The following is a 12,489-nucleotide window of genomic DNA, read 5'->3' as shown; positions in this document are numbered from 1 at the left end:
TGTGCCCGTGCACAAGGTGAATGCGAGGGCGCGGCCAGCTCCGATCTGGCACAAGGTGGCCGCGAGGGGCGCGGCCGCTTCTGGACTGAGGAGTGAGCGGGGAGCGAGGAACGAGCGACCCCGAACGACGAGGGAAGAAGCGGACTGAAGGCGCCCCTCGCCGCGCGAGCGGAGCGAGCGCAATCAAACACAGCGCCCGAGCCCGCGCGAGCGGAGCTCGCGCAATAAAAACGAGAGTCTAATTCGCGTATCACGCATCGATACCGAATCGCAACTTAGCGCTGCACAACTTGGTGCTCCGGCGAAGAGTAGCAAGAGTAGCGAGGGACGAAGTTAACGTGACGGAAGGGGACAGATGGGGATCGCACGTAATGCCTCCGCGATTTCTGCCGGGGCGTTGGCGATCGCTCTGGGCGGCGGGCTTCCCCTGATGGCGGCCCAACCGGCGTATGCCGACTGCACGGGCAACGGCCTGGTCTCCTCGGTGACGGGCGGCCTGTGCTCGATCCTCGGTGGCGTGGGCAAGACGGTCGACGGCCTGACCGACACCGTGGACGACGTCACGGGTGGAACGACGGACAAGCTGACCGGTGGTGTGGACGACGTGGTCGGCGCCGTGACGGGTGGCGTCGGCGGTGCTGTCGACGAGGTCGGCGGAGCCGTGGACGACACCGTGGATTCGACCCTCGACGCGGTGGACGGCGCGGTCGGTACGGTGACGGATGGGTTGAAGGGCGGGTCGGGTGGCCAGCCCCCTCCCTCCGTTGGGCCCGTGCCCCTTCCGAGTCCATGTCTGCCCCTGGTCGGCGGCGAGGGTTGCGGGGAGGACGAGCCTGCGACGCCTCCGGCGGGGTCCCCCGGCGGCGTGCGGCCGACGCCGAAGCCCCCGGCGAGGACGCCTGCGGGAACCCTTCCTGTCGACCCGTCCCGCCCGGTTCAGCTGCCGCGCCTCACGCCGGTGGGCGGCCATGCCATCGCCGCCACTCCCCCGATCAATCCCGACATGAGCGGCGACATCCCCATGTTGTGGCCGGGCCAGGACATCCCCGGACTGGTCGGGGCGGTCAAGCGTGATCCGGCGGTGCGCCCGGCCCGGCCGTACGACGCGGCGGGGACCGCACTGACGGCGGCGCTGCTGCTGTCGGCGGTGCTGGCGACGCGCGTCGTCTCGGCGCGGCGGGCCCGCTCGGAGCAGAGGAATTCCATCCCGCTGGAAGGCGGTGTGCCCACGGCCCGCACGTCGGGCCGCCACCGCCTCGCCTGAGCCGGGAGGCGTGGACCACCCGGCCGGGGATGCGTCACCATCCCCGGCCGGGTCTCGCAGGGTCAGGCGGCGGTGATCGTGTAGGTCGTGCCGCTCTGGGTGGAGAAGTTGATCTGGTCGTTGCTCACGGTGAAGGCGACCGTGCCCCCGCCCGACCTGGTCACTGTGACGGTCCGTCCCGGCCACGGGTTCTGCAGCCGTACGGCCTTGCCCGCCAGGCTGGTGATGTCGACGTAGGACACCTGTCCCCCGCTGCGGGCGCTGGAGACGAGCATGCCGCCCTTGTCGCGGAGCTTGACGAACGAGGCGTTCTTGGCGGCCGGCCAGACGGGGAAGACCCGCATGACGCCGCCGTCGCTCTGCAGGAGCATGTTGTCGATCGCCTCGACGGCCCCGGTCTTCTCCAATCCGTGGAAGGGGTCGGTGATGCGCAGGTTGGGCGCCGTCTTCGCGCTGATCTGGGCCTTCAGCTTGTCGATGAGGCTCTGGGCGGGGTAGCCGACGCGGGCGGCCTGGGTGAAGACCTTCGGGAAGCTGTTGTCCTGGCCCCAGGAGTTCATGACGTCGAGCGTGGTGATGGCGGTCTGCCGGTTGGCGGCGCTCCCGTTGATCCCGAGCACCTCGCCAGGGTGGATGAACTCCAGGTTGACGGTGTTGTCGCCCGGGTGGATGTCGCGGGTGTCGCCGCCGGTGATCGTGCCCGGGTCGGCGAGCGCGTAGACCGTCTGCCCGTTGTAGGTGGTCTTGGGGGTGGGCGGAAGTTTGGACAGGATGTCCTGCCAGGTGGCGCGGTCGGCGGCGTCGACGCCGAGTTCGACGCTCGCATTGATCAGCGAGGTCAGCAGGTGCTTGAGCAGTCCGATGTCAGGGCTGGAGTTCCTGCCCCAGGTGCCCTCGTGCGGGCCCGACCACAGGACGTACCGCTGGGCGGCGGCGTCGTACTCCAGGTAGTACCGGAAGAACGTCGCCACCTCCTTCATGAAGGGGTAGGCGGTGTTCTGCAGGAACGCCCGGTCCTGCGTGTAGTCGTAGTACGAGATGTACTGCGTGGCGGTGAACAGGGAGTTCGCCACCTGCTGGTGGTAGTTGTCGTCGGCGGTGGAGCCGAACGGCGCGATGCCGACCGGGAAGAGCACGCCCCCGGGCACGCCGCCGCTGGGGAAGCGCCTGCTGACGTAGTCGGACTTGACGCGGGTGAGGTCCTGCTGCGCCCGCCGCCTGGCCTCGGGCAGGTAGGCCGTCACCAGGTCGAAGTACGGCAGGGCCAGTTCGGGCCGGTTGCTGGAGTAGGTGCCGTAGAAGTTGGCCATCCAGTTGTAGTTGAGGTGCATGTCCCCGCTGAACTGCGGGAAGTCGCTGGTCGCCCAGATGCCGTACAGACCGGGGGCGGTCTTGCCGGCCCGGCTGGCCGAGCCGAGCAGGTAGAGCGAGCCGTAGTAGTAGCGCTCCAGCGTGTCGTCGTCGAGGTCGACGTACGACTTCAGCCAGTACTGCTTCCACCAGTCGACGTGCGCGTTGTAGAGGGTGTCGAGCGTGGAGGCGCTCTGCCCGTCGGCCAGCGTGCGCGCGGCGGGGGCGGGGTCGGCCGGGTTGGGGCCGCCTCCGGCGACGCCGGTGACGATGTTCACGGTCTGGCCCGCGGGAAGGTCGAAGGTGAAGGAGCCGGCTGCACCGCTCGCCGTGGGTGTGCCCACGAGACTGCCGCCGACGACGCGGCTGGCGAGGGAGGCCCGGGACACCCATCGCGACCCGGACGCCGTCTGGCGGGTGGCCCACACCGTGTTGCCCGAGACGCCGGACGTGCTAGTGAAGCCGGAGCGGGGTTCGGGTGAGCCGGTGGAGGTCTGCACCTTCAGCCGCACGGCGGACGAGCCGAGCGACCTGACGCGGGTGACCACGAGGTTGTCGTCAGCGCCTGTCCAGGTCGTCATCGCGACGGGGGTGCCGCCGATCGTCATCGAGGTCTCGACGTCGCCCTTGAGGATGTTCTGCTCCTCGGTGAACGGCCCCGACGGTGTGGTGGGCCCGGTCCCGTCGTACAGCTCGAACTGGCCGATGCGGGCGCGGGGGTTGTTGATCGAGTCGGTCGTGGTGCCCTGGGTCGGCTCGGTGACGTTCAGCCGCAGGTAGCGCGCGGTCTGCGTGGCGAAGGTCCGGTCGGTGACGTTCGCGGTGTTGCCGGTGACGGTGTCGACGGTGGTCCACGTCGAATTGTTCGAGCTGACCTGGAGAGTCCAGTTCTTGGTGTTGTTGGCCGTCTCGGCCGGGCGGGCCGCGGCGTCGTGCCGCAGGACGTACCGGCTGAAGGTCTTGGCGGTGCCGAGGTCGAGGGTGAGGGTCTGCGGCTTGCCGATGTCGGACACCCAGCCCTCATAGCCGGACGCCCATCCGCCGTTGACCGCCCTGGCCGGCGGGAACGACGGGTGCGAGCTCGACGCCGTGGCCGTGGCCCCGAGCGCGAGGTTGCCGGAGCCGGAGCCGGTGCCGGACGCCGGGGTGATCGTCACCGCGCCGAGCGCGACGAACGACGGGCCGGGGTTGCCGGTCCAGAAGTTCCCCTTGGAGATGTAGAAGGTCTTGTACCCATCGCCTCCCGCGGAGGTGACGCCGACGTCGCCGTTGCCGAGCAGCGCGGTGTCGGGCATGGAGCGGCTGACCGCGCCGGTGTACGCCTGGTTGGTCCAGCGTCCTTTGATCGCGCCGACGAGCTGCTGGACCTGGGCCCATTGCTGGTCGGGCGTCGGGGTCGCCGCGCCGGCCGGTTGCGCGGCCACCAGCGTGGCGGTGAGGGCGACGGTGAGAGCGGCGGCTAAGACTGCTCTTCGCGGTCTTCTCATGGGGGGCCTCTCAGTGGCGGTGGGTGTGGTCCGGGTGGCCGATATCCCCGGGGTGTTCGAAACCGGGCATGAGGAGCGCCCGGGCACAGTGGACGCCGGCCCACAGGGCGAACTGCCGCCGCCGCCGCGCGGACAGCAGTGACGCCCTGATCGCCGGAGCCACCTTGTCGAAGCCGATGTCGGGGCCCTGCATCGGGCCGACGGTGAAGACGTGCCCGTCGATCGGGCCGATGCGGGCGCCTTCGGAGGCGGAGAAGACCGCGCGCGCGGCGGGCTCGGGCAGTTCGCCCGCCGACACCGTGTACGGCCGGCCGCCGTTGACCGGCCGGCCGTCGCGCCAGTGGGTGACCAGCCGCGCGGGCCTCGTCCGGAACCTGTCCTGGTTGGCCGCGAAGTAGCCGCGGACGTCCGCGTCGCCGACCGTGACACCGGCCGTCATGTCGCGGTAGAGCGCCTGCGTGAGGGGGTCGGCCGCCAGCACAGCGGCAAGGACGCTACCGAGTTCCAGCCGGGCGACGGCGTCGAGCGGGAAGGGCCGCCCGGGTGCGGCCGTCACGCCGCGCCGGGCCGCCTCGCCCGCGACCACCCGCTCGGTCACGATGACCTGCGTCACCCAGCGGCGCAGCTGGCGGCCCTCGGTGGTGCCGTCGGCGGGCAGCAGGTCACCCCGCCTGCCCGCGCGCAGGCGGCGCACCCGGGCCTCGACCTGCGCGACGGTGATGGGCTCGCCCTCCACGACGGCGGCGATCATCGCCCGGCCCTGATCCGCAGAGGCACGGCCGGCGAATACGACACCCGGCCGAACCACATGCACTTGACCAGCAGCCACCACGTGCCCGGCCGTGCCCCTGGCGGCACGTCGACCTCGACGGTGACCTCGCCCTCCGCGCCCGCCTCCACCGACACGGCGTGTACGGCGGGCCCGGCCAGGCCCCACGTGCCCCACGGGCTGATGAGCTGTGCCTCTCCCCTGATGTCGAAGGCGGCCCGGTTGCGCAGCCGAACGGTCCACGAGCCCCGCTGCCCCGGCTTCAGCTCCAGCCCCTCTTCCGGCACGTCGACGGCCAGCAGACCGGCCTCGCCTCCCCTGGACGGCCGGCCTTCGCCGTCGACGAAGACGACGTCCTCGTAGACCTGGCCGCCATAGGCGAGCCGCACCGCGACCGGCCACACCTCCCCGTATGAGCCGCCCGGCCCGGGTTCCTCCCCGGCGGGCGGGGTGAGCGTGACGTCGAACTCGGTCCAGTCGCCGGGGCCGAGCCGTACGGGCCGGTCCTGCGGGGAGGCGTCCCAGCCCGGCGGGACGACGACGGACACCTCGCCTTCGGCGGCCGCGTCGGTCAGGTCGCAGGCCAGCGTCACCCGCAGCCGCGCCGGGCCGCCCGTCTCCGGTGTGACGGCGCGGGCGTAGACGCTCATCGGCTGGTAACCGAGCGGGGCCGACCCCCTGTTGTGCAGCCAGAAGCGGGAGAAGACGGGTTGCGCGGTCTCGGCGTCGGGACCCAGGGGCTCGCACGCGTGCTCCTCGTCCGCCGGCCGTGTGGCGGCGTCGCCGGCCTGCAGCACGAACGTCGCGACCTGGCTGGGCGCGAGGTCGGCGTGCAACACGCCGTCACGGGTCTTGGCCTCGCCGGCCTCCACCTCCAGTACGTCGGCGAACGCGGCCTCCCTGAACGGCACGTGCGAGCCGAGCGTGAACGAACTCTCCCGCCCGTGGGGTTCGTACAGGCGGGCGGTCAGGCCGTCGCGTGGATCCGCGGTGCGGGAGCGGCCGTGCGCGGTCGGGTTGCCCGCCGCCTTGAACGCCGCCAGCACCGCCCCGCCGTACGGCCGGCCCGCGCCGCCCCCGGGCCGCGTCGAAGGGGGCTGCGTCGAAGGCCGCACGTGCAGGAGCGAGGCCGACGACGGGAGGGGGCCGTCGTGCGGCGGCTCGCTCAGCGCGCGCAGCGGGTGGTTGAAGTCGTGGGCGCGGGCCACGATTCCGGCGTCGCGCCAGTCGCCCGCGCCCGAGGCGAGCGCATAGTCGAAGGTGTGGCTCCAGTGCTGGAGCTGGAACCCGCTGCCGTCGGGTGTGGTCCGCCTCGGCGGGTCGATCCACACGCCCGACGGCCAGCCGGTGCACGAACGCATGAGCGACAGGTGGAGGCGGCCGCGGGTGTCGACGGCGAACCCGGGAACGCCGCGGTTGAGCACCGCGACCGTCCGGTGGTCGAGGCCGTCCCCGCCGGACTGCCCCCCGGACAGGCCGGCGGGCCGGCCCACCTCGATCACGCTGTCGGCCAGGTCGGCGGCCACCGCCGCGACGGCCTCCCTGAGGTCGCCGGCCGACGCGATGACCAGAACCGGCAGGTCGGCCGGGTCACGCAGGTCGGCCTCCGGGTGGAAGATCTCGCCGATCGGCCTGCGGGCCGGAACCCACACGACGGCGTGCCCGTCCGCGGCGAGGGCGCGCTCCAGTTCCCGCCGATAACCGGGGTCGGCGGCGTCCAGGACCGCCGCCGTGAAGGCGTTCACGTCCGGGCCGCCGATCGCGACGCGCGTGTCGGGCAGGTTGGAGTCGAACGACAGCAGGCCGTACCGGTTGCCCTCGGCATGCGTGACGGTCGCGGTCACGCCCGACTGGGCGAGCCGTACGGCGAGGTCGCGGCCGAGGCCGGCGGCGTCGCTCTCGCGCGGGACGATGATTTCGGCGACCCCGACGGCGTGCGACTCCTCCTCGCCCTCCGCCGAGCGCAGCGTGACCCGGGCCGCCGAGCTCAGGCCGAACCACTGGTAGGCGGGGTTGTCGAGGGTCCACGGATGGCGGGCGGCATCCACGTCGGGGTGGGCGAACGAACGGCCGACGACGGCGTGCCCCACCTCCGACACCGGCAGGGCCCCCTCGACCAGGCACGGCCAGCGCAGCCGTATGAGCTTGTCGGCGTCGTCGAAGCCGTCGAGGTGGGTGACGCAGTCGACGCGGCCGACGCCCCGCCACAACGTGACGACCTGCGTGTAGGCGAGCGAGCCGAGCGAGCCGGTTACGGTGACGCGCTCCCCCAGCGGCGAACGCTCGGCGACGACGGAGCGGGCGGGCGCGGACGCGGACCCGGCCGAGGCGCCGGTCGGCAGCAGGTGCCAGGGGCCCTCCCGGAACGCCGGGTGCTCGCTGTATTCGTCGTAGACGACGATCTCGTTGCCCACCTCGCCGGGGGTGATGAGCTCGTCTCCCGTCGCCAGGTCGACCAGGCTGCCCACGGCGCCGCCGCGCGCGGGGTCGACGGCCAGCCGATGGTGCTCGTTGGCGATGGTGTGCCCGCCGATCGCCTCCCAGCCCACGGGGGCGCCGGAGGCGGCCAGCTGATACGTGCGGTAGCCGACCGAGGGCACATCGGCGGCCAGGAACGCCACCTCGGCCCGGTCGGCCGTCTGGTGCTCGACCACGGCCGGTACGGCGACGCCGTTCTCGTCGGTCAGGCCGTGGAAGGGCGCGGGCACGGTGACGCGCACGACGTCGGTGCGCGGCCAGGCCATGGCGTTGAACACGACGACGGATCCGGCGTCTGACGCGGCGCCGGTGTCGACGCGGGCCGCGAGGTGCCGCAGCGACGCCTCGTGCACACCCTTGGCCAGGTCGAAGGCCTCCCGCCAGCCGGCGAGCAGGTCGAGGTAGACCTGGTCGGACTCGGTGCCGGTGATGGCGTCGTGGTGCGCGCCGTACACGAGCTGGCGCCAGGCCTTGTCGAGCGCGGCCTCGGGGTAGCGGGCCTCCCCGAGCAGCGACGCCAGCGCCGCGAACTTCTCCGCGTCGAGCAGCTCGTTCTCGGCGGCACGCTGCGCCTGCTTGGTGTCGATGTAGGAGACGTCCTTGCCGGTGTAGACGGGGTTCATATCCCGGGTCTGCGGCGACAGCCGGGCGCCGGTGGCGGCCAGCTCGGCGGAGACGGCTCCGAAGAAGTCGCGGGGCAGCGCGCACACGAATCGCGGCCAGGCGTATCGGGCGTTCCAGTCGCGGTGGATCTCGGTCAGCCACTTGTTGGGCGGGCTGTAGTCGGTGCCGACGGGCACCAGCACGTTGCGGGTCGCGGCGACCTTCTTCATCCGCAGGAACAGCCCGTAGACCGACTCCTCCGCGTCGGCGAGCGTCTGCGCCGAGTCCATCGACCAGCCCGCGCTGTAGTGGGCGGCCATGTAGCTGGTCAGCAGGCCGCGCCCGCTCGGGGAGATCCACTCGAACTCGCTGCGGAACTGCATGCCGGACGGGTCGCCGTGCGGGGTGTCGTAGGTGCCCATCTCCAGGGACGGCCCCCACTGGTGGAAGGGCCCGCGGGCCCAGGCGCTCGATGTGAGGCCGGCGTCGGCCATGAGCCCGGGGAACTGCGGGTCGTGGCCGAACGCGTCGAGCTGCCACGCGGTGGCCGGCTCGCCGCCCAGGATGTCGCGCTGGAAGCCGACGCCGTAGACGGCGTTGCGGATCGTGCTCTCCGCGCCGGTGAGGTTGGTGTTGGGCTCGTTGTAGGTGCCGCCCATGATCTCCAGGCGGCCCTCGGCAACCAGGGTGCGCAAGATCTCCCGGTTCTCCGGGAAGGCGTCCCAGTAGGGCTTGAGGTAGTCGACCTCGGCCAGCACGAAACGGTAGTCGGGGTCGCGTCTGGCCAGCTCCAGATGCGCGTCGATGAGCTGGAACGCGGTGAACTGGAAGGACATGCGCACGTCCTGGGCGTCCGGCAGCTCGTCCCACTCGCTGGCGTAGCCGGCCTGCGTGTTCCACCAGACGGGGTCGTAGTGGAAGTGGCTGACCAGGAAGACCGTCCAGCCGGGCTCGGCCACGGTGAGCGTGCCCGTGGCCGAGGCCGTCTCCTCTCCCGCCGCGCGGACCGTGATCTCGACGACGGACCCCGGGGACGCGGTCGTGGTCACGGGGACCTCGTGGACGCCTGTGCCCGGCACGCCCGACAACGTGCCCTCCGCGCCACCGGACACGACCACGCCGATGCGCTCCGTGGGCGAGGTCGACGAGGTCCGTACGCGCAGGACCTGGCGGGGGGCGTCGTCGGGACCGACGAAGAGCTCGGTGGACTCGACGGCGTCGATCGTCAACATGAACGGCCTTTGCTCGAGAGAGGAGGTTGAAACGGGCGCGGCGGGACGGTCATCCCTTGACCGCGCCCCCGGTCAGGCCCTTGACGAAGTTCTTCTGCAGGGCCAGGTAGAACACGAGGATCGGCAGGGTGGCCAGGAACATGAAGGCGAACACCGCGCCGAAGTCCGACTGGTGCTGGCCGATCGCCCGGTACACGCCGACCGTGACCGTGGTGCCGCTGTCGGGCCCGAGGATGATCAGCGGGGTGAGGAAGTCGTTCCAGATCCACACGCCCAGGAAGATCAGTACGCTGGCCGAGGCCGGGCGGAGCAGCGGGAAGACGACCTGCCAGAACACGCGCAGTTTGCCCGCGCCGTCGAGTTCGGCGGCCTCCTCCAGCTCCAGCGGGACGGTCCGTACGAAGCCCATGAACAGCAGCACGCCGAACGGCACGTAGTAGCCGACGTTGACCAGGATGAGCCCCTGGAGGCTGGTCATCAGCCCGAGCGCCTTGAGCACGCCCGTGATCGGCTCCAGGATCACCGGGACGGGGATCATCAGGCCGCACAGGAGCGTCACCATGACGACCTTGGCCAGCACGTGCCGCGACCTGGCCAGGTAGTGGCCGAGCATCGCCGACAAGACGGTCAGGATGGTGATCGACAGTGCGGTCACCGCGATGCTGTTGATCAGGCCGAACGTGAACAGGTGGTCCGGCCGTGACAGCACGGCGCTGACGTTGTCGAGCGTGGGCGGCACGGGCAGCCCGGCCGGGTGGGGCACGATCTGCGACCCGGGCTTGAACACGTTGACCAGCACGAGATAGAGCGGCAGGAAGAACACCGCCCCGACGAACACGGCCACCAGGGGCCGCAGCCAGGCGTGGGTACGGTCGTCCATCACTGCGTCACCTCGCGTCGCTGCAGCAGCCTCAAGACGATCACCGAGACGGTCGCGACGAGCGCGAGCATCACCGCCGCCATCGCCGAGGAGTAGCCGATGTGGTTGCCGGTGAAGGCGGTCTGCACGATCTGGAAGGCCATGGTGGAGGTGGTCCCGGTGCCGGGGCCGCCGTTGGTGATGACCTGGATCTGGTCGTAGGCCTTGAACCCCGTGATCAGCAGCATCACCGTGTTGATCGTCAGCGCCGGCGCGAGCATGGGCCAGGTGACGCTGCGGAAGCGGGCCAGCCGGCCGGCCCCGTCGATGGCCGCCGCCTCCTGCAATTCGCGGGGCACACCCTGGAGACCGGCCAGGTAGACCACGACGCAGAAGCCGAGCATCTGCCAGGTGAGGATCCACGCGATCGAGTAGAGGGCGAGGTCGGGGTCGGACAACCATCCCGGGGGCCGCTCGACGCCGAGGCCGCGCAGCAGGGAGTTGAGCAGGCCGTCGTCGGTGAGCACGGCCTGCCAGATGACGCTGATGACGACCGCGCTCAGCACCACAGGGGTGAAGAAGATGCCGCGCAGCGCCACGTACAGCTTGGTCGGCCGGTCGAGCAGCATGGCGATCAGCAGCCCGCCGACGTTGGCGAGCAGCGTCACGATCACCGTGATGATCACCGTGTTGAGCAGGGCCTGGCGGAACTCCTGGTCGCCGAACAGCTCGCCGTAGTTGCGCAGCCCGACCCACTTGGTGGGCGGGTTGAATGGGTTGCGGTTGGTGAAGCTGTAGTAGCCCGTCATGCCGATGGGGATCAGCACGAACACCACGTAGGCCAGCAGGCCCGGCAGGGCGAACAGCCCGAACCGGCCCAGCCTGGGCCCGATGCGGGAGGCCCTGCGTGCGGGGGCGTGCGAGGGACGGGGCGCGGCGGGGACGACCTCGCCGCGCGGACCGTGCTGGGTTGCAGTCATGAGACGTGAGCCTGGCCTACTGGGTCGCCTTGGCCCACTGGTCGTCGAGGTAGGACGCGAACTCCGCGGCCGACTTCTTGCCCGTGATCAGGTCCTGTACGCCGAGGGCCGACTTGTCCGCGAGGCCGGGGGGCAGCGAGCCGTCGCCCGTCTCCTGCGAGAAGGCGTTGACGATGGAGTTGTCCGTCATGCCCTGCTGGTAGATGGCGACCGTCGCCTGGTAGACCGGTCCCATGTCGGCCGGCGGGGTGTAGCCCTTGATCGCCGGGATGGAGCCGTCGAGCTTGACGAAGGCGTCGTTGTTCTCCTTGTCCTCGTCGAAGGCCAGCGCCCACTTCTTGGCGAGCTCGACGTTCGGCGCCGACGCGCTGACCGAGGTGCCGCCTCCGGTGAAGGTCGGGGTGACCGGCGTGCCGTCGTCGGACGGCCAGGGGAAGGCCCCGATCTCGAAGTTCGGCTTGGTGTTGTCGGCCGAGGTGGCGAACCAGGAGCCCATGGGATACATGGCGCCCTTGCCGTCGCGGAAGGCCTGCTCGGTGTCGGCGTAGGAGCGGCTGAGGCCCGCGGGGTCGATGTAGCCCTGCTTGGCCAGGTCGGCGACCTTCTGCGCGGCCTTGGTGAAGTCGGGGTCGGTGAACTTCACCTTGCCGTCCCTGCGCTGCGTCAGCCAGTCGGGCGTCTTGGCGTACACGTCGGTGGCGACGGTCGCGGTCAGCGGGTACATGTCCGCCCACGTGTCCGCGCCGCCTCCGCCGACGACGAACGGCGTGATGCCCTTGGCCTTGAGCTTGGCGCTGACGTCGAGCAGGTCCTTGTACGTCTTCGGCGTCTCGGTGATGCCGGCCTTCGCGAAGTCGTCCTTGTTGTAGTAGACGACCGGGATGACCTGCGTATTGTACGGCAGCTGGTAGACCTTGCCGCCCACGGCGCCTGCCTTGGGGGCGATGAAGTTCTTGAGCTCGTCGTCGGTGAACGCGGCGAGCTTGCCGGCCTCGGCGAAGCCCGCCGGGTTGACCGACTGCAGGATGTCGGGGAGGTGGCCCGAGGCGTCTAGCTGCTTGGCGTAGCCGGTGCGGTCGACGTTGGGCGTGACCAGCTTCTTGATCGTCACGCCGGGGACCTTCGCCGAGGCCCGTGCGATGGCCGCGTCCCAGAAGGCCGCGTTCAGGTTCGGCGTCTCGAAGACGAGGAAGGACAGCTCGACCTTCCCGCCGGACGCCGGCGTCGCCGCCGGCTGCTCACCGACGCCGCATCCGGCCACCGCGAGGGTGGTGACCAGGCAAAAAATCATGGATCTGCGCACAGCACAGTCCTCCCTTGCCAGTTATGGCTCCCCCGAAGCCAAGCTGAGATAACGTTATCTCGAAAGGTAGGGTGTTACTTCCAGGTTTCAAAGAGTGAGGCTTGCAACAAATTGGTCACGACAGGCGCAACGCCCCAGAGATGGCCGATAGTGGCGATCATGCG

General features: G+C 70.8%; 7 protein-coding genes. 1 reads left to right on the top strand and 6 read right to left on the bottom strand.

Going from position 1 to position 12,489, the window contains the following annotated elements; translation table 11 throughout:
- Positions 1-355: 355 nt before the first annotated feature.
- Positions 356-1,264, top strand: a complete 909-nt coding sequence (locus tag Pth03_RS00745) for a hypothetical protein (RefSeq protein ID WP_203942094.1) — start codon at positions 356-358, stop codon at positions 1,262-1,264.
- A 62-nt stretch (positions 1,265-1,326) separates the two neighbouring features.
- Here Pth03_RS00745 and Pth03_RS00740 read toward each other — a convergent pair whose 3' ends face one another.
- The 6 genes from Pth03_RS00740 to Pth03_RS00715 are packed head-to-tail and all read right to left on the bottom strand — an operon-like array spanning position 1,327 to position 12,325.
- On the bottom strand, positions 1,327-4,101 hold the full coding sequence (locus tag Pth03_RS00740) for a discoidin domain-containing protein (protein ID WP_203942093.1): 2,775 nt from the start codon (positions 4,099-4,101) through the stop codon (positions 1,327-1,329).
- Positions 4,102-4,111: 10 nt separating this feature from the next.
- On the bottom strand, positions 4,112-4,852 hold the full coding sequence (locus Pth03_RS00735) for a DUF7158 domain-containing protein (protein WP_203942092.1): 741 nt from the start codon (positions 4,850-4,852) through the stop codon (positions 4,112-4,114).
- The gene (locus tag Pth03_RS00730) at positions 4,849-9,183 is read right to left on the bottom strand and encodes a glycoside hydrolase family 38 N-terminal domain-containing protein (RefSeq protein ID WP_203942091.1); all 4,335 of its coding nucleotides are present in this window, start codon (positions 9,181-9,183) and stop codon (positions 4,849-4,851) included. Before Pth03_RS00730 ends, Pth03_RS00735 begins: the two co-directional genes overlap by 4 nt.
- A 49-nt stretch (positions 9,184-9,232) precedes the next feature.
- Positions 9,233-10,063, bottom strand: a complete 831-nt coding sequence (locus Pth03_RS00725; RefSeq protein WP_203942090.1) for a carbohydrate ABC transporter permease — start codon at positions 10,061-10,063, stop codon at positions 9,233-9,235.
- Positions 10,063-11,022: a carbohydrate ABC transporter permease gene (locus Pth03_RS00720; RefSeq protein ID WP_203942089.1), complete on the bottom strand. Its 960-nt coding sequence runs from the start codon at positions 11,020-11,022 to the stop codon at positions 10,063-10,065. Before Pth03_RS00720 ends, Pth03_RS00725 begins: the two co-directional genes overlap by 1 nt.
- Positions 11,023-11,038: 16 nt before the next feature.
- Positions 11,039-12,325, bottom strand: coding sequence for an ABC transporter substrate-binding protein (locus Pth03_RS00715; RefSeq protein ID WP_203942088.1), 1,287 nt, complete (start codon positions 12,323-12,325; stop codon positions 11,039-11,041).
- Positions 12,326-12,489 lie beyond the last annotated feature (164 nt).

Origin of the sequence: Planotetraspora thailandica, from assembly GCF_016863335.1 — a bacterium.
Classification (GTDB): domain Bacteria; phylum Actinomycetota; class Actinomycetes; order Streptosporangiales; family Streptosporangiaceae; genus Planotetraspora; species Planotetraspora thailandica.
This window is presented reverse-complemented; position numbering and strand designations above follow the sequence as displayed.